The 17,845-nt window shown below is 66.5% G+C and carries 13 protein-coding genes; 12 read left to right on the top strand and 1 reads right to left on the bottom strand.

From position 1 onward, the window contains the following. Positions 1 to 73: 73 nt before the first annotated feature. Positions 74 to 763 carry a hypothetical protein gene (locus tag BLT16_RS05950; RefSeq protein WP_143025046.1) on the top strand — a complete coding sequence of 230 codons (690 nt, stop codon included), beginning with the start codon at positions 74 to 76 and terminating at the stop codon, positions 761 to 763. A gap of 132 nt (positions 764 to 895) precedes the next feature. Continuing rightward, the gene (locus BLT16_RS05945) at positions 896 to 1,822 is read left to right on the top strand and encodes a LysO family transporter (protein ID WP_089657624.1); all 927 of its coding nucleotides are present in this window, start codon (positions 896 to 898) and stop codon (positions 1,820 to 1,822) included. 144 nt (positions 1,823 to 1,966) lie between these two features. Here BLT16_RS05945 and BLT16_RS05940 read toward each other — a convergent pair whose 3' ends face one another. Next, positions 1,967 to 3,451 carry a carbohydrate porin gene (locus tag BLT16_RS05940; RefSeq protein WP_089657623.1) on the bottom strand — a complete coding sequence of 495 codons (1,485 nt, stop codon included), beginning with the start codon at positions 3,449 to 3,451 and terminating at the stop codon, positions 1,967 to 1,969. Between the two features lie 453 nt (positions 3,452 to 3,904). On the opposite strand from BLT16_RS05940, the gene BLT16_RS05935 reads away from it, so the two are divergent. From BLT16_RS05935 to BLT16_RS05890, 10 genes are all read left to right on the top strand, one after another. Next, positions 3,905 to 5,176, top strand: coding sequence for an ABC transporter substrate-binding protein (locus tag BLT16_RS05935; protein WP_089657622.1), 1,272 nt, complete (start codon positions 3,905 to 3,907; stop codon positions 5,174 to 5,176). A 15-nt stretch (positions 5,177 to 5,191) separates the two neighbouring features. Next, on the top strand, positions 5,192 to 6,172 hold the full coding sequence (locus tag BLT16_RS05930) for a carbohydrate ABC transporter permease (protein WP_089657621.1): 981 nt from the start codon (positions 5,192 to 5,194) through the stop codon (positions 6,170 to 6,172). Continuing rightward, entirely contained in the window at positions 6,169 to 7,011 is an 843-nt protein-coding gene (locus BLT16_RS05925) for a carbohydrate ABC transporter permease (RefSeq protein ID WP_089657620.1), read from the top strand. The genes BLT16_RS05930 and BLT16_RS05925 overlap by 4 nt, the downstream gene beginning before the upstream one ends. 225 nt (positions 7,012 to 7,236) lie before the next feature. Further along, entirely contained in the window at positions 7,237 to 8,856 is a 1,620-nt protein-coding gene (locus BLT16_RS05920; protein ID WP_089657619.1) for an alpha-glucosidase family protein, read from the top strand. An 81-nt stretch (positions 8,857 to 8,937) separates the two neighbouring features. Then, entirely contained in the window at positions 8,938 to 10,038 is a 1,101-nt protein-coding gene (locus tag BLT16_RS05915) for an ABC transporter ATP-binding protein (RefSeq protein WP_089657618.1), read from the top strand. Between the two features lie 115 nt (positions 10,039 to 10,153). Then, positions 10,154 to 11,203, top strand: a complete 1,050-nt coding sequence (locus BLT16_RS05910; RefSeq protein WP_176817173.1) for a LacI family DNA-binding transcriptional regulator — start codon at positions 10,154 to 10,156, stop codon at positions 11,201 to 11,203. Between the two features lie 124 nt (positions 11,204 to 11,327). Next, positions 11,328 to 12,587, top strand: coding sequence for an efflux RND transporter periplasmic adaptor subunit (locus BLT16_RS05905; protein ID WP_089657617.1), 1,260 nt, complete (start codon positions 11,328 to 11,330; stop codon positions 12,585 to 12,587). After that, on the top strand, positions 12,587 to 15,685 hold the full coding sequence (locus BLT16_RS05900; protein WP_245701502.1) for an efflux RND transporter permease subunit: 3,099 nt from the start codon (positions 12,587 to 12,589) through the stop codon (positions 15,683 to 15,685). Before BLT16_RS05905 ends, BLT16_RS05900 begins: the two co-directional genes overlap by 1 nt. Then, positions 15,685 to 17,130 carry an ATP-binding protein gene (locus BLT16_RS05895; protein WP_089657615.1) on the top strand — a complete coding sequence of 482 codons (1,446 nt, stop codon included), beginning with the start codon at positions 15,685 to 15,687 and terminating at the stop codon, positions 17,128 to 17,130. Before BLT16_RS05900 ends, BLT16_RS05895 begins: the two co-directional genes overlap by 1 nt. After that, positions 17,114 to 17,812, top strand: a complete 699-nt coding sequence (locus tag BLT16_RS05890; RefSeq protein ID WP_089657614.1) for a response regulator — start codon at positions 17,114 to 17,116, stop codon at positions 17,810 to 17,812. The genes BLT16_RS05895 and BLT16_RS05890 overlap by 17 nt, the downstream gene beginning before the upstream one ends. Positions 17,813 to 17,845 lie beyond the last annotated feature (33 nt).

The raw sequence follows: 17,845 nt of genomic DNA, 5'->3' as shown, positions 1-17,845 counted from the left end.
CCACTGCCAGCGGGAACCTGACGCCAGCGCGGTGCTCTCAGAACGTGTCGTTCATTATTCCCGGGAGTCCCAGGTGTCGAGCCTCCGCGTTTTACATGTCGTGCTAATCACCTCGCTGCTGGCCGGCGCAAGCGCCAGCGCGAGCGCCGCACAGGGCCTCCCCGAGCCTACCCCGTTCACCGCGCACTACCAGCTGCAGATCAGCGGCTGGCCCAACGCCCGTGTCGAGCACCGTCTGAGCCAGCACGGTGAACAGTGGCAGAGCGATATGCGCGCGGCGATCGCCGTGGCTCGTGGCAACGAGCGCAGCCGCTTTCGCGTCAACGCCGACGGGGTGCGGCCCAGCGCCTATTCCAGCGGCTACTCGCTGCTCGGCATCGGCGGCGACTATCGCCTGGGCAGCAGTGAGCTAAGCTCACTGCCCGACCGCCAGGCGGCGTTGTTCGACCTATCGCGACGCAGCGCAGTGCCAGGTAACTGCGAAGGCCAGGAGGCCACCCCCTGCGAGCTGCGCTTCGTCGACCACAAGGGCGAGCGCGAGACGCTGCGCTATCGCGTATTGGAGCGAGGGCAGGTGGAGAGTCCCGCCGGTACCTTCGATGCCGTCAGCGTCGAGACCTGGGATCCAGAGACGCCAGAGCGTCTGCTGGTGTTCGACTTCCACCCCGACCTGCCCGGCCTGCTGCTCGGCGTCGATTATCACCGCGATGGCGAACGCCGCAGTCGACTGACGCTCAATGCCCTGGAAACCGCCACACCCTGAGCATCGATGCCGCTAATGCAGCATCAGCGAAAATGGCTTCCCCGCCGCCCGACCAATCCGTAAAGTACCCCCGGCAGCCTACCTGGCTGCCTTTTTATTGCCCTGCCCGCCCGTCGATGGAAAAGGAACGCCATGTTCACCGGCCTGCTGATCGTTCTCCTCCCGCTACTGCTGGGTTACCTGGTACCGGTGCGCCATGCCGGCGCCATGGCGCTGATCAACCGCGGGGTCAACGCGTCGGTCTATCTGATCCTGCTGCTGATGGGCGTGAGTCTGGCTGGGCTCGACAACCTCGCCGGCCAGCTGTCGCAGATGGGCGTTCAGGCCGGCATTCTGTTCACCATCACCGCCAGCCTCAACCTGGTCGGGCTGATATGGCTGTCGCGCCGCCTGCGGATGAACGTCAGCGGTTCGCCGGTGGTGGCCAATGCGCCGACTAGCAAACTTGCCGCGATGCTCGGCTCGCTGGCGTTGGTTGGCGTAGTCGTCGCCGGGGTGCTGATCGGCCTGCTGCTCGGCTGGCTGGTCGGTGAACCCGCCTATACCTGGGCCGAGCAGCTCGCCGAGTGGGCGCTGTATGCGCTGCTGGCACTGATTGGCTGCCAGCTGCGCAACTCTGGCATGTCGCTCAGGCAGATCCTGCTCAACCGCTTCGGCCTGGCGATCGCCACCACCGTCGCCGCCTGTTCGTTGCTGGCCGGTCTGCTGGCCGCGCCGCTGCTGGGGTTGAGCTGGAATCAGGGCCTGGCGATGGCCTCGGGGTTTGGCTGGTACTCGCTGTCGGGGATTCTGATCGGCGACCAGCTCGGGCCTCTGCTGGGCGGCGTGGCCTTCTTCAACGACCTGGCCCGCGAGCTGCTGGCATTCGTGCTGATCCCGCTGCTGATCCACCGCGCCACGCCGCTGGCGATCGGCTACGGCGGCGCCACCTCGATGGACTTCACCCTGCCGGTGATCCAGCAGCATGGCGGCGTGGCCTGCGTGCCCATCGCCGTGGTCAGCGGCTTTATCCTATCGCTGCTCTCGCCGCCGCTGATGCTGTTCTTTCTGTCGCTTTAGATAGTGCTTCCCCCTATGCCATCACCAGCCTGGTGAGCCGGATCGCAACCAAGCCGGTGGACGTATCTGAGGCAAACACAAAGAGCCCGCGTCGAGAGACGCGGGCAAGGATCGAAACGGCTAGCGGGGGTTGACGAGCTACCCTCAGAACCACACCTCGGTCTGTACGCCAAAGCTCCACTGACCTCCGGTGAAGCCCTCCTCGCCGAAGCTGCCACCGAAGTGGTTGAGGTCCTCGTCCCAGTCGGTATAGGACGCAAACAGGCGAATCTCGGGGCGCTGCCAGAAGCCCCCCACCTGGGGCTTGAAGGTGGGCGCCACGGTGAACTTGCCGAAGTCGCCCTTCACGGCGCTGCCGCCCTCCCCCTGATCGAGGTCCATGTACTGGTAGCTGGCCTCATACTGCATCTCGAAGTTCTGGGTAATCTCGTTGGCCAGACGCACGTTGAGGCCCGCCCAGTTGAACTCATCACCCTGGACGTAGCGATCCTTGCTGGTCTCGGCCAGGAGCGAGGGCGCCACGCGCCAGGTCGGCGCCAGGTAGGTGGTACCGTACAGGCCGAGGCGGGTCGCCTCGGCGTCATCGGTGAGGTTGCCGTCGGCACCCAGTACCTTGGCCTCGGCGCCAAGGCCCTGGCCGTGGATAAGGGCCGCCTTGAAGTTGCCCTCACCGAGGCCGAAGAAGCTGTCGCCGTGGTATGCCACCATGGTGTGAAAGCCGCTGTCGGCGGCGGTCTGGCCGGCGGCGATGTCGCGTTCATCGTTATCCGCCGCGGAGAGGCCGCTGAGCATGAACTGCCAGTTACCGACGTAGTTGTTGGACGTCAGGATCAGACTATCGGTGCTACCCGGATCTTCGCTGCCAATGATCTCGAAATCGCTGAAGCTACGGCCGTAGAGTGACAGGTTGGAGGTCCAGTCGTCGGCCAGCTGCATATCGTAGATCCCCGCCCCGGTGCCGGCCAGGAACACAAAGTCGCTATCGATCCAGTGGATGTCGAAGTTGTCGCGATCGAAGCGCTTGCCGGCCCAGATCGAAGCGTTCTCGAACACCCCGGTGAAGCTCGGCAGATCGCTGAATTCCGCGAAGACCTGGCGCACGTTAAGGTTCGACTCATCGGCGGTCCAGTCGTTACTGGTGCTGACGGAGTCAGCCAACATCATGCGATAGAGGGCCCTGGCACCGTTGTCGTAGCGCGTGCGGTAGTTGAAAATGCCCTCGACATAGGTGTCCCCTTCGTTGCCCAGACGCCCCACGGCACCACCCAGCGAACCGGCGGGCGTCACATAGGGGCCTCCCGGAATGCTCTTGCGGTCTTCGCCGAGCAGCAGCCCTGAGCGAGCATAGGCACCGAATGAAAAGCCCTCCTCGCCGCTGGCCTGGCGCTCGACCTTGGCCAGACGCTCCTCCACCGCATCGCTGGAGAGGCGCGCCTCGGCCTGGGCCTCAGCGAACTCGGCACGCTGTTCAGCGGCGTCGGCACGCTCCTCGGCAGCAGCGATACGCGCCTCGAGATCCGCCAGGCGTGACTCCAGATCGGCCGACTGGGCGCTGGCGGTACCGGCAAGGGCCATACCAGCGGTCGTGATCGCGATGGCAAGCGGTGTCCTGAAGGTGGTGGGATTCATCTTGGTTAATTCCCCTATTGTTGTGTTTGATGGTGTGCCATGGAAATGCCTGTGACGCCTCCCCAGCGTCGTCGACGGGCGCCTTCACCTTCCTAACGGCACGCCCGGTGACAGCGCTTGGCGAGTGAACTGTATCGTTTAAGTCCAACGACCCATTGCGGGCCTGGGAAGGCGAAGCACTCGGCCGAAACTTAATCGTTTAAGAACCTCCTCTCAACGCCAATCGAGAAAATTTCGACCAATGTCTATGCACTAACGGCTGGCTGGCACAGCTTGAAGACGCTCGATGAAGGGAGATGAAGGGATAGGCACGCCCCTGGGCAGGCACTCAGCGTGACGATAGACAAAAGTCTAGGTTGATGAGGCCAAGACAGTGGTTTTAACTAAGCCCCGAACTTAATCGTTTAAGATTGCTGCTTCATAACAACAACACAACAACCGCGAGGACCCCAAATGCTCAAGAAATCTCTGCTCTCCGCCATCGCCATGGGTTCCGCCGTCATGGCCGGAGCCGACCAATCTCAGGCCGCCGACCTGACCATCTCCTGCGGCGCCGTGGGCGCTGAGCTAACCCTCTGCCAGGAGGGTGTCCACGCCTGGGAGGCGGCGACCGGCCACAGCGTGGATATCGTTTCCACCCCCAACTCCTCCACCGAACGGCTGTCGCTCTACCAGCAGATCCTCTCCGCCAATTCCAGCGATATCGATATCTTCCAGATCGACGTCATCTGGCCGGGCCTGTTGGCCAATCACCTGCTCGATCTCGCCGACGTATTGGGCGAAGACGCCGCGGAGGGCCACTTCCCGGCCATCATCGAGAACAACACCGTGGACGGCCGCCTGGTAGCCATGCCCTGGTTCACCGACGCCGGGGTACTCTACTACCGGACCGACCTGCTGGAGCAGCACGGCTTCGAGCCCCCCGAGACCTGGGAACAGCTAACCGAGATCGCCCGCGACATCCAGGACGCCGAGAGGGCAGCCGGCAACGAGCGCATGCACGGCTTCGTCTTCCAGGGCCGCGCCTACGAGGGCCTGACCGTCAACGCCCTGGAATGGGTGGCCAGCCACGGCGGCGGCAGCCTGGTGGAGCACGATGGCGAGATCAGCATCAACAACGCGCGTGCTGCCGCAGCGCTGGGCCTGGCCGCCAGCTGGATCGGCGAGATCACCCCGAACGGCGCGCTCAACTACACCGAGGAGGAGGCCCGCGGGGTCTTCCAGGGCGGCAATGCGGTGTTCATGCGCAACTGGCCATACGCCTGGTCACTTGCCCAAAGCGAGGGCAGCGAGGTGCGCGGCAAGGTGGGTGTGACCCAACTGCCGGCCGGCGCCGAGGGCGCCAGTGCTGCCGGCCTGGGCGGCTGGAACCTGGCGGTCTCCCGCTACAGCGACAACCCCGAACTGGCTGCCGAGCTGGTGGCCTTCCTCACAGGCCTGGAGGAGCAGAAGCGTCGCGCCATCGAAGGCGCCTACAACCCCACCCTGGCGGCCCTCTACGAGGACGCGGAAGTGCTCGAGGCGGTGCCCTTCTTCGGCGAGCTCTACGACACCTTCGTCAATGCCGTGGCCCGCCCCTCGGCGGTCACCGGCGATGCCTACGGCCGGGTCAGCAACGCCTTCTTCAGCGCCACCCACGACGTGCTCTCCGGCAGCCGGAGCGGCGAGCAGGCGGTGGCCGATCTGGAACGCAACCTGTCCCGCGTCAAGCGTCGCAACTGGTAACCCGGGAGCCCTCCCATGAGTACGACCCTCGACGATAGCGCGCCCACCGCGGCGCGCCTCCCGGCCAAGGCCTACCGCAGCACCAAGGTGCGTCGTCAGCGGGTCAAGGCCGCCTGGCTATTCCTGGCGCCGATGCTGGTAGTCCTTGCCATGGTGGCCGGCTGGCCGCTGCTGCGCACCTTCTACTTCAGTTTCACCGACGCCTCGCTTTCCGATCTCAGCGATATCCTCTTCATCGGCCTGGAGAACTACCTGGTCTATGACGACGGCCGCTGGTACGGGGTGCTCGCCGACCCCATCTGGTGGCGCTCGGTGTGGAACACCTTCTACTTCGCCATCGTCTCGGTATCGCTGGAGGTGGTGTTCGGGGTGATCGTGGCGCTGATCCTCAACGCCGAGTTCAAGGGCCGTACCTTCGTGCGCGCCGCAGTGCTGATACCCTGGGCGATTCCCACCATCGTCTCGGCACAGATGTGGGCCTGGATGCTCAACGACCAGTTCGGGATCATCAACGAGATCCTGATGGCGCTTGGCATCATCGGCGACCCTATCGCCTGGACCGCCGACGCCGCCTACTCCATGTGGGCAGTAATCATGGTCGACGTCTGGAAGACCACCCCCTTCGTGGCCCTGCTGGCGCTGGCCGCCATGCAGATGCTGCCCAAGGACTGCTACGAGGCCGCCGAGGTCGACGGTATCCATCCGGTCAAGGTGTTCTTCAAGGTGACCCTGCCGCTGATCACCCCGGCGCTGATGGTGGCGGTGATCTTCCGCCTGCTCGACGCCCTGCGGGTGTTCGACGTCATCTATGTGCTGACCTCCAACTCCACCAGCACCATGTCGATGTCGATCTACGCTCGCCAGCAGCTGGTGGAATTCCAGGACGTGGGCTACGGCAGCGCCGCCTCGACCCTGCTGTTCTTGATCATCGCGCTCGCCACCATCGCCTACCTCTACCTGGGCCGAAAGCAACTCAACCTGGGAGGTGACGCATGACCTCGCGCCAGTTCAACAAGCTCGCCACACGCATCGGCTTCTGGCTGCTGGTGGCCTTCGTGACGATCATTGCGGTGTTTCCCTTCTATTATGCCGTGATCACCTCCTTCACGCCCTCCAGCGACCTATTCCGGATCGAGCTGTGGCCTAGTACCTGGAGCCTTGCCAACTATGTCCAGGTGTTCACTCAGAAGAGCTTCCTGCAGGCGATCTTCAACTCCATCCTGATCGCCACCAGCGTGGTGTTCATCGCCCTGCTACTGGGTATCACCGCCTCCTACGCTCTGGGTCGGGTGCGCTTCCGCGGCCGCACCACGGTGCTGCTAGTGATCCTCGGCGTCTCCATGTTCCCCCAGGTGGCGGTGCTCTCAGGGCTGTTCGAGGTGATTCGCGCGCTGAACCTCTACAACAACCCGGGCGGCCTGATACTGAGCTACACCATCTTCACCCTGCCCTTCACCGTCTGGGTGCTGACCACCTTCATGCGTCAGCTGCCGATGGAGCTGGAGGAGGCAGCAATCATGGACGGCGCCACGCCCTGGGTGACCATCACCAAGGTATTTCTGCCCCTGATGTGGCCAGCCATGGCGACTACCGGGCTACTGGCCTTCATCGCCGCCTGGAACGAATTTCTGTTCGCCCTGACCTTCACCCTCACCGACAGCCAGCGCACCGTGCCGGTCGCCATTGCCCTGCTCTCCGGCGGCAGCGCCTACGAGCTGCCCTGGGGCCCGATCATGGCCGCCTCGGTGGTGGTTACCGTGCCCCTGGTGGTGCTGGTGATCATCTTCCAGCGGCGCATCGTCTCCGGCCTCACCGCCGGCGCCGTGAAGGGCTGATTCCACCATCATCAGCATCGGGCCCGAGCCTCTGAGGGACGCCGAGGGCAGGTCGAAGCGAAGGTCTTTTGCCATGGATGGCAAAAGTAGCGCCCAGGGAAGGGTTCACAGCGCCTTCGCGATGGTCCGGCACCCCGGGGCCTGCCGTCGGATCAGTCCCGGTGTCGGGAAACTGATGGCGACCTCAATGAATACCAAACGCTTTCCATGACCCAAGGATTCAAGATGCAAGACAACACCCTATGGTGGCGCGGTGGCGTCATCTACCAGATCTACCCGCGCAGTTTCATGGACGCCAATGGTGATGGGATTGGTGACCTGGCCGGTATCACCGCGAAGCTCGACTATGTGGCGAGCCTCGGCGTCGACGGCATCTGGCTGTCGCCCTTCTTCACCTCGCCGATGCTCGACTTCGGCTACGACGTCAGCGACTACCGCGATGTCGACCCGATGTTCGGCACCCTGGACGACTTCAAGGCGCTGCTGGCCCGCGCCCACGCACTCGGCCTCAAGGTGATGATCGACCAGGTGATCAGCCACTCCTCGGACCAGCACCCCTGGTTCCAGGAGAGCCGCGCCGATCGCCACAATGCCAAGGCCGACTGGTACGTCTGGGCCGACCCCAAGCCGGACGGCACCCCGCCCAACAACTGGCTGTCGATCTTCGGCGGCCCGGCCTGGACCTTCGATTCACGGCGGCGCCAGTACTATCTACACAACTTCCTGACCAGCCAGCCGGACCTCAACTTCCACAACCCTCAGGTCAGAAAAGCCCAGCTCGACAACATGCGTTTCTGGCTGGCGCTCGGCGTAGACGGCTTCCGCCTCGACACCGTCAACTTCTACTTCCACGATGCCGAACTGCGCGATAACCCCCCGGTACCGGCGGGAGAGGCCAAGACCCTGGGCGCTCCAGACACCAACCCCTATACTTGGCAACGCCACGTCTATGACCTGAGCCGCCCGGAGAACCTCGACTTCCTGCGCGACCTGCGCGCGCTGATGGACGCGTTCCCCGGCACCACCACGGTGGGCGAGATCGGCGACGATAATCCCCTCGAGCGCATGGCCGAATACACCGAGGGCGGCGACAAGCTGCACATGGCCTACACCTTCGACCTGCTCAACGCCCCCCACTCAGCGGCCTATATCCGGGAAGTGATCGAACGCTTTCAGCGCCTGGCCGGCGACGCCTGGCCGTGCTGGGCGCTCTCCAACCACGACGTGGTGAGAAGCGCCACCCGCTGGGGTGCGGACGAGGACCCGCTGGCTTATCCCAAGGTGGCGCTGGCCATGCTCTTCTCGCTGCGCGGCAGCGTCTGCCTCTACCAAGGCGAGGAGCTGGGCCTACCCGAAGCCGAGGTGCCCTTCGAGCGCATCCAGGACCCCTACGGCAAGGTACTGTGGCCGGAGTTCAAGGGCCGCGACGGCTGTCGGACCCCCATGCCCTGGGAGAACGCCGAGCATGGCGGCTTCAGCGCCGCGGGCGTCGAGCCCTGGCTGCCAGTGGAAGCCCGCCAGCTGCCGCTGGCCGTGGCCGAGCAGCAGGACGATCCGGCCTCGGTGCTCAGCGCCACCCGTCGCCTGCTGACCTTCCGCACCGCCCATCCGGCCCTGGTCGATGGCGACCTCGCCCTGGTGGACGTCGGCAACGACCTGCTCGGCTTCGTGCGCGAGCAGGACAACGAGCGCATCCTGTGCGTCTTCAACCTGTCCGGCGAGCCTCAGGCGGCCCAGCTGCCCATGGCGATCCAGGCTCCACTGGCGGGCCATGGCTTCGCGGCCGAGCTCGACGGCGAGACCCTGCGCCTGCCGCCCTACCAGGCCGCCTGGTTCGCGCTCTGAGTCACACTCATCTCAGCACTCATAACAACAGGCCGGCCCGCGGCGAGCCCCTTTCTCACCGGGCCGGCAAGGAGACACCCCATGGCAAGTGTTACCCTCGACAAGGTCAACAAGGTCTTCGGCAGCACCCACATCATCAAGGATGTGGACCTGAACATCGGTAACGGGGAGTTCGTGGTCTTCGTCGGCCCCTCCGGCTGCGGCAAGTCGACCCTGCTGCGGCTGATCGCCGGGTTGGAGTCGATCAGCGACGGCGAGCTCTGCATCGGCGACAGCGTGGTCAACGAGCTACCACCCCGGGAGCGCGGCGTCGGCATGGTCTTCCAGTCCTACGCCCTCTATCCGCATATGACGGTCTACGAAAACATGGCCTTCGGCCTCAAGCTCGCCAAGATGGTCAAGGAGACCGTCGACGATCGCGTCATGGCCACCGCCCGCATCCTGCAGCTCGAGGAGTTGCTGCAGCGCAAGCCCAAGGAGCTCTCAGGGGGCCAGCGCCAACGCGTGGCCATGGGACGCGCCATGGCCCGGGAGCCGCGCATCCTGCTGTTCGACGAGCCGCTCTCCAATCTCGATGCCTCACTGCGCGTGCAGATGCGCAACGAGATCGCCCGCCTGCACCAGCGCCTCGAGTCCACCATGATCTACGTCACCCACGATCAGGTGGAGGCCATGACGCTGGCCGACAAGATCGTGGTACTCAATGCCGGCCGCATAGAGCAGGTCGGCTCGCCCCAGGAACTCTACCAGCGTCCTGCAACCAAGTTCGTGGCGGGGTTTATCGGCTCGCCGACCATGAACTTCATGCCCGCAACGCTGGCCGCCAGTGGCCGCGAGGGGTGCCGGGTACATAGCCCGGGCCTCCATGAGCTGGCCCTGCCCCAGGACGCCACGGACCATGCCGACGGCGCCGCCCTGACCCTGGGCGTGCGCCCCGAGCACCTGCGTCTGGACGAGGCCTGCGGCGACAACGCCTTCGAGATCGTCAACGTCGAGTACCTGGGCAACGAGGTCTATGTCTACCTCGAGGCCGGCGATACCCTGCTGATCCACCGCAGCGAGGCGCCCAGCAAGTGGCAGACCGGCCAACGAGTGGCCCTGACGCCGGATCCCGAGCACGTCCATCTCTTCGACGCCCAGGACCGTGCGCTACCGGCAATGCGCACCCGGGCGGCGGCGTAATACCCTGGACGCCGCCTCACGTGGGGCTGCGTCCATGGTCGCACTGGCCAAGGAGCACTACCGAGCCTATGATAGCAAGCTAACTGAATCGATAAAGATGGCGAAGGAAGCGCTCGTGTCCGTCCCCCACCGCATCACGCTGAAAGACCTGGCGCTAGAGCTTGGCGTCTCCACGGCGACCATCTCCAACGCCTTCAACCGCCCGGATCAGCTGTCGCCGGCCCTGCGCGAGCGCATTCTCGGCGAGGCCAAGCGCTTGGGCTATCGCGGGCCCGACGCCAAGGCGCGCAGCCTGCGCACCGGTCGCTCGCGAATCATCGCGGTAGTACTCGCCGAAAGCCTGACCTACAGCCTCAACGACGCCGTGGCCAGCGAGTTTTTGTCCGGCGTTGCCGAGGTTCTCGATGCCCACGGCCACACCATGCTGCTGCTTCCCGGGCGTGAGCACGCCTCCCAGGCGCCGGGGTCGGCCAACATCGCCGACGGTTTCATCGTCTACGGCCTGATGCCGACCCTGGCCCTGCTCGGTGACCTGCCGGCCCAGCGGCCGCTGGTGGCGGTGGACTTCGATATCGAAGGGCGTCCGGCGGTGCACGTCGACAACCAGGCAGCGAGCCGGGCCATCGCCCACCACGCCCTGACGACGCCGACCCAACGTCCGGCGGTGATCAATCTGCGCCTCACCGCCGAGCCCTGCAATGGCCGGGTCACCCCGGAACATACCCTGCTACCGGGCAACCGCACCATCACCCGCTCGCGGCTCGACGGTTTCTACCAGGCGCTGGAGGAGCGAGGTTTCACCCCCGCGGACGTGCCGCTGTGGAACGTCGAGGAGAATACCTTCGAGGTCTGTTCGCCGGTGATCGAGGCGATCCTCGACCTGCCCGACGCCGAGCGTCCCGACCTGCTGCTGTGCATGTCCGACCGCATCGCCCTGACCGCCCTGACGCTGGCCGAGCAGCGTAGCCTGCGGGTACCCGAAGACCTGCGCCTGGTCGGCTTCGACGGCATCGCCGAAGGCCAGTACCGCGCGCCGCGGCTGACCACGGTGCGCCAGGACAGCGTCGAAAAGGGGCGCATCGCCGCGCGCATGATCCTGGGTCTGACGCCGGCCGTCGACAGTCTACTGTCAACCGAGCTGATGATAGGCGAAAGCTGCCCATAGTCGCGGCGCCAGGGTCGGTATCGACAGTTGCCAACGCTTGCACCTTGCTTGCACAGTTCATGACCAATAGCTGCATCCCCTACGGCGATGCTGTGTGCTGCCACTCTCTCGTCATGAGCCGTCCATGTCCGTCACTTCAGTTCCCCCCAGCTCGACCCAACGCCTCCGCCAACGGGGGCGTATTCGGCTGGGGGCAAGCGCGGCACTGCTGGTGTTGGCGGTCGGCCTGGGCGTCGCCTACTGGCTGATCAGCCAGCCGCCGCGGGTCGAGCGGCGTCCGCCACCCGAGGTGCCGCCGCCTGTGGTCGACGTGATCGAGGCCACTCGCGGCCCGGCCGCGCCGCAGATCCACGGCTACGGCCGGGTCCTGGCCGAACGCGAGACCTTCCTCTCGAGCCGCGTCGCTGGCCACCTCGACGCCTTCGCTCCAGGGGTGGTTCCCGGCCGGGTGGTGGCGGCCGGCGAGCCACTGCTGGCCATCGACGATAGCGACTACCGCCTGGCGCTGCGCGCCGCCCAGGCCGAGCTCAGCCAGGCCGAAGCCGAACTCGCCACCGAGCGTGGCGAGCAGCTTCGCGCACAGAGCGAGTACCAGTCGTTCGGTCGCGAGCTACCCGCCGAACGCCGCGCCCTGGTACTGCGCGAACCGCAGCTACGCGCCGCCGAGGCCGGCGTGGCACGCGCCCGGGTAGCCCTGGAGCAGGCCGAACTCGACCTGTCGCGCACCCAGTTGACCAGCCCCTACCGCGCCATGATTCAGGCGCGTCTGGTAGGGAGCGGTAGCGAAATTTCCGCCGGCACCGAGCTACTGCACCTGGTCGATGTCTCGCACTTCTGGGTCCAGCTCTCGCTGCCCGGTGAGGCCCTGAGCTGGATCGATGCCGGACAGACCGAAGACGACGCAACCAGCGGTGCCGAGGTGCGCCTGACCAGCCGCGGCTGGCCGGCGGGGGCAGAGCGCCGCGGCCGAGTGCTGTCGGTGCTGCCGGCGCTCGACGAGGGCGGCCTGCAAACCCAACTGCTGGTGCAGGTCGACGACCCGCTGGCGCTGGACAGCGACGGCCCGGCACTGCGCCTTGGCGATCTACTGCGCGCCGAGATCATCGCCAGCCCCCGCGACGACCTGTTCGCGCTGCCGGCCCAGGCGCTTCGGCCCGGCGACGAGGTGTGGCAGCTCGACGACGAGGACCGCCTGCGACGCGCGCGGGTCGAGGTACTCCACCGCGGTGAGGACCAGATTCTGATCAGCGCCGGGCTCGAAACCGGCGAGCGGATCGTGGTCTCCAATCTCGGTCAACCCCGTGACGGCATGCGGCTGCGGCCGCGCACCCTGGGCAGCACCGAGCTTGCCAGGCAGTTCGGTGAAGCGGGGGACGAATCGTGATGCGGCGCGGCCCGATCGCCTGGATGGTGCACCACGGTGTAGCCCCCAACCTGCTGATGCTGCTGTTGATCGTGGGCGGCCTGATGGCCTCGCTGACGATCAAGAAGGAGGTGTTCCCCAGCTTCGATATCGAAGTGGTGCAGATCTCGGTCAGCTACCCCGGGGCCACTCCCGAGGAGGTCGAGCAGAGCATCCTGCTGCCGGTGGAGGCCGAACTCGCCGACATCGAGGGCATCGACGAGGTCACCGCCACCGCCAGCGAGGGCAGCGCCAGCCTGCGCGCCACCCTGATCGACGGCGTCGAGGTGATGCGCGTCTACCAGGACATCCAGCAGGCGGTGAACGCCATCACCACCCTCCCCGCCGCCGCCGACCCGCCGCGTATCAACCTCGCCGGACGCTCGCGCAGCGTGCTGCGCCTGCAAGTGCACGGCAACGTCAGTGACCGCGCCCTGCACGACGCCGCCGAGGAAGTGCGTGCCGAACTGATCGCCAGCCGGGGTATCGCCAAGGCCGAACTGTCGGGCAACCGCGAGCGCGAGATCCAGGTGTGGCTCGACGAAGAGGCGATGCGCCGGCTGGGCATGACCCACAGCCAGCTCGCCGCACGTATCGGCGAGGAGGCCCTCGACCTGGCCGGCGGGCGGCTCTCGACCCAGGAAGGCGAGTGGCTGATCCGCTACCAAGGGCGTCGCGACGATGCCGTGGCGTTCGCCGAGCTGCCGGTGGGCAGCACCGCCAACGGCGGCACCATTCGCCTTGGCGATGTCGCCGAGGTGCGCGACGGCTTCGCCGAGAGCGACCGCGAGGTCCAGTACAACGGCCAGCCGGGGCTGACCATCGACGTCTACCAGATCGGCGACCAGACCCCGCTGGGCATCTCCGAAGCGGTCCACGCCGAGCTCGACCGGCTGATCGCCAACCTCCCCGAGGGCGTGACCCTGAGCGTTGCCCGCGACAGCTCCGAGGTCTATCGCGACCGTCTCGACCTGCTGCTCAAGAACGCCTGGCTGGGTCTGGCCATGGTGATGGTGATGATGGCGCTGTTCCTCGAAGCACGGCTGGCATTCTGGGTCACCCTCGGCATCCCTACCGCCTTCCTCGGCGCCATGCTGTTTCTGCCGTGGATCGGCGTATCGATCAACATGATGTCGATGTTCGCCTTCATCATCGCGCTGGGCATCGTGGTCGACGACGCGATCATGGTCGGCGAGAACATCTACAGCTACCGCGAACAGGGGCACTCGCTGCGCGAAGCGGCGGTTCGCGGCGCCCGTGAGCTGGCCACGCCGATCACTTTCGCCATTCTCTCGAATATCGTCGCCTTCCTGCCGCTGCTGTTCCTGCCCGGCTTTCTGGGCATGATCTTCGCCATGGTGCCGCTGGTGGTGATCACGGTGTTCGTGATGTCGCTTGTCGAGGCGCTGTTCATCCTGCCCGCGCACCTTGCTCACGGCGCCAGCCGACGCCCCACACCGCGCTGGCAGCAGCCGCTGGAACGCGTGCGACGCAGCCTGCAGGGCGGCCTGACGCGATTCACCCAGCAGCGCTTCGCCCCGCTGCTCGAGCGCGCCCTCGACCAGCGCGCGCTGACCATCAGCCTGGCGGTGGCGATACTGGCGGTGGCGCTGGCCTACGCCATGAGCGGGCGGCTGGGCTTTTCGCTGATGCCGCGGGTCGAGTCCGACCAGGTCCAGGCCAGCGTGACCCTGCCGGTGGGTAGCCCGATGGCCGACGATCGCCGCGTTCGCGACCAGCTGCTGGAGGCCGCCGAACGCCTCGGCGAACGCGACGACGGGCCACACTTTACCGGCACCCGTACCCGGCTCGACGGCGACAGCCTGGAGGTCCTGCTGCAGCTCGACCCCGCCAGCCTCGACGCCTGGCCGCCGTCGCGGGTGGCCCGGGAGTGGCGAGAACTGACCGGCGAACTGACCAACGTCCAGGCCGCGCGCTTCGAGTCCGACGTCGGCGGGCCCGGGCGCGGCGCCGGCCTGACCCTGCGTCTGTCGCATCCCGACAGCAATGTACTCGAAGCGGCCTCTCAGCGGCTCGCCGACGAACTCGGCCAGTTCGGCGGCCTCACCGATATCGATAGCGGCCTGGGCGATGGCCTGCCGCAGCTCGACGTGCGCCTCTCCGCCGAGGGTCGCGCCCTGGGACTGAGCGGCAGTGACCTGGCCGCCCAGCTGCGTGGGCCGCTGCAGGGCGTCACCGCCGTGGAGCAGCACGCCGGGCGCACCTCGGTGAGCGTCGAGGTGCGCCTGCCGCCGCAGTCCCGCGACAGCTTGAGCGAGCTCTATCAGCTGCCGATCCGTACCGCCGAAGGACGCGAAGTGCCGCTGTCGCGGGTCGCCGATATCGACATCGGCCGCGCCTCCACCACCCTGCGGCGTACCGACGGCCGACGCGACATCACCGTGACCGCCGACCTCGAAGGCGATGCACAGGTCAATCAAGTGCTCGCCACCCTGCAGGAGCAGGTCTTCCCCGGCGTCGAGGCCGCCTACCCGGGCCTCGAGATCGGCCTCGGCGGCCGTCAGCAGGACACTGCCGACAACCTCGCCACGCTCAGGACCGCGATGTGGCTGACCCTGGCGGCGATTTACTGTCTGCTGGCAATCCCGTTCCGCAGCTACCTGCAGCCGCTGCTGGTGATGGCGGCGATCCCGTTCGGCGTGATCGGCGCAGTAGGCGGCCATCTGATCATGGGCTTCGGGCTGTCGATCGTCAGCCTGCTCGGCATGCTGGCGCTGTCCGGGGTGGTGATCAACGATGCGCTGGTGCTGATCGACTACGCCAACCGTCGCCGCCGCGAGGGCATGGGGGCCCGAGAGGCGATTGTCGCCGCCGCCACACGCCGCCTGCGACCGATCATGATGACCACCATGACCACCTTCCTGGGACTGGCACCGATGATCTTCGAGACCTCGCGCCAGGCGCGCTTCATGATCCCCATGGCCATTTCGCTGGGCTTCGGCATGCTGTTCGCCACGCTGATCCTGCTGATTCTGGTGCCGGTGCTGTACCTGAGCCTCGAGCGTCTGCGCGAGCGCCTAGCCCACCCTGCCGCCGCCCACTCTCAGGAGGCCCACTGATGCCCGCCTACTCATCCCGTCGCCGCCCGGTGGTGTCGCGCCTCGGCGTCAAGCTGTTCGTGATCATCCTGGTGGTCAACGTGCTGATCGCCGGTCTGGTGTTCCTGGCCGTCTCGCGCAGCATCGACCGCGGCTTCATCGACTACCTGGAAACCACCCAGACCACCCGCGCCGAGACCCTCGCCGAGGGCCTCGCCGAGGAGTGGCAGCGACGCGGCGACTGGCAGTGGCTGCGCGACGACATGAGTGCCTGGCAGCGGCTGGTACGCCGCCAGCTGTGGCCCGGCGACGGCCCGCCGCCGCAGGGTATCGACCGCCGCCTCGGCGACCCGGATGACTTCGTACTCCACGACGCCAACGGCCTGCCGGTGATCGGCCTGCGACCCGCCGACGAGGACCAGCAGAACGGCTCCGAGCTGCACTGGCTGCCGATCATCAGCCAGGGCGAGCAGGTCGGAGCACTGGGCTACCGCCCGCCGCAGCAGTTGATGGCGCGCATGGACCGCATCTTCCTGTCGCGCCAGCAGCGCAACCTGGGCATCATCGTCGCCTCGCTGTCGCTGGCCTCGCTGCTGCTGGCCGGTGGCTTGTCGTGGTGGCTGGGCGGGCGTACCGGCCACATGGCACTGGCCACCCGGCGCCTCACCGAAGGCGACTACGGCATTCGCCTGCCGGAGCACGGCGGCGACGAGCTGTCGCGACTATCCCATGACTTCAACGTACTCGCGGCGACACTGGAGGCCAATCGCGAAGCGCGCCAGCGCTGGGTCTCGGATATCGCCCACGAGCTACGCACGCCGCTGGCGGTACTGCGCGGCGAGATCGAGGCGATGCAGGACGGCATTCGCCCGATGAACGACGACAACCTGGGCTCACTGGCCCAGGAGGTCGGCCAGCTCGAACGCCTGGTCGCCGACCTGCGGTTGCTGGCCCAGAGCGATGCCGGGGTCCTCGACGTGTCGCTGGCCCCCCTCGATCTGGCCGAGACGCTGGCATCACGCCTCGAGGAGCGCCGCAACTGGCTAGCCGACCAGGGAATCACGCTCGAGCTAGAGGTCACCGGCCAGGCGCCGATCCGCGGCGACCTTCAGCGACTGCGACAGCTGTGGCATAACCTGCTCGACAATACCTGCGCCTATACTCAGCCACCCGGTCGACTACGCGTCAGCCTCGAATGCGACGCGGATATCGCCCGTATCACCTGGGAGGACACCGCCCCCGGAGTGCCCGAGCAGGAGCTCGTCCATCTCACCGAGCGCCTCTACCGAGTCGAGGGCTCGCGCAATCGCGCCAGCGGCGGCAGCGGGCTCGGCCTGTCCATCGCCACCGCTCTGGTGACCGCCCACGGCGGCAACATGCGGGCCTCGAATTCCGCCCTCGGCGGGTTATGCTGGACCCTCGAATTTCCACTGCTCAGGGAGGACGTGCATGAGCACCGCGTCTAAGGAAACCGTTCTGATCGTCGAGGACGAGCCCAAGATCGCCAGTCTGGTCGCCGACTATTTGGAGGGCAGCGGCTTCGCCTCGCATCACCTCGACCACGGCGACAGCGTGGTGCCATGGCTCGAGCAGCAGCGTCCCGACCTGGTGCTGCTCGACCTGATGCTGCCCGGCACCGATGGCCTCACCCTGTGCCGCCAGCTACGCGAGCGCTGGCCGCGGCTACCGGTGATCATGCTCACCGCGCGGGTCGAGGAGGTGGACCGCCTGCTGGGGCTGGAACTGGGCGCCGACGACTATATCTGCAAGCCGTTCAGCCCCCGCGAAGTGGTCGCGCGGATCAAGGCGGTGCTGCGCCGCAGCCGCGCCGCGGAGGTACCGGGCAGCACCGATGGCGCCGCACTGAGCCTCGACGACGACGGCTGGCGGGCGCTGGCCGACGGCCAGGACCTGGGATTGACCGCAGTGGAGTTCCAGCTGCTCAAAGTGCTGATGAACGCACCGGGGCGGATCTTCTCCCGCGACCAGTTGATGGACCATATGTACCGCGATCATCGCATCGTCTCCGAGCGCACCGTCGACAGCCACATCAAGAAGCTGCGCAAGAAGATCAGCGACGTGTGGCCCGAGCGCGAGATCATTCGCTCGGTCTACGGCGTGGGCTACAAGTACCAGCCGGAGGAGTGACCCATGCCGTGCAGTGCTTGCCTTGCGCGATGG

Origin of the sequence: Franzmannia pantelleriensis (assembly GCF_900102875.1) — a bacterium.
In the GTDB taxonomy this organism is placed as follows: Bacteria; Pseudomonadota; Gammaproteobacteria; order Pseudomonadales; family Halomonadaceae; genus Franzmannia; species Franzmannia pantelleriensis.
Note: the sequence above shows the minus strand (reverse complement) of the source record. Positions and strands in the feature narration are given on the sequence as shown.

Bases quoted from the DNA above. Each gene is read 5' to 3' on its own strand.
- BLT16_RS05945 (WP_089657624.1), top strand. From the start codon at position 896: ATGTTCACCGGCCTGCTGATCGTTCTCCTCCCGCTACTGCTGGGTTAC.
- BLT16_RS05940 (WP_089657623.1), bottom strand. From the start codon at position 3,451: ATGAATCCCACCACCTTCAGGACACCGCTTGCCATCGCGATCACGACC.
- BLT16_RS05935 (WP_089657622.1), top strand. From the start codon at position 3,905: ATGCTCAAGAAATCTCTGCTCTCCGCCATCGCCATGGGTTCCGCCGTC.
- BLT16_RS05930 (WP_089657621.1), top strand. From the start codon at position 5,192: ATGAGTACGACCCTCGACGATAGCGCGCCCACCGCGGCGCGCCTCCCG.
- BLT16_RS05925 (WP_089657620.1), top strand. From the start codon at position 6,169: ATGACCTCGCGCCAGTTCAACAAGCTCGCCACACGCATCGGCTTCTGG.
- BLT16_RS05920 (WP_089657619.1), top strand. From the start codon at position 7,237: ATGCAAGACAACACCCTATGGTGGCGCGGTGGCGTCATCTACCAGATC.
- BLT16_RS05915 (WP_089657618.1), top strand. From the start codon at position 8,938: ATGGCAAGTGTTACCCTCGACAAGGTCAACAAGGTCTTCGGCAGCACC.
- BLT16_RS05905 (WP_089657617.1), top strand. From the start codon at position 11,328: ATGTCCGTCACTTCAGTTCCCCCCAGCTCGACCCAACGCCTCCGCCAA.
- BLT16_RS05900 (WP_245701502.1), top strand. From the start codon at position 12,587: ATGCGGCGCGGCCCGATCGCCTGGATGGTGCACCACGGTGTAGCCCCC.
- BLT16_RS05895 (WP_089657615.1), top strand. From the start codon at position 15,685: ATGCCCGCCTACTCATCCCGTCGCCGCCCGGTGGTGTCGCGCCTCGGC.
- BLT16_RS05890 (WP_089657614.1), top strand. From the start codon at position 17,114: ATGAGCACCGCGTCTAAGGAAACCGTTCTGATCGTCGAGGACGAGCCC.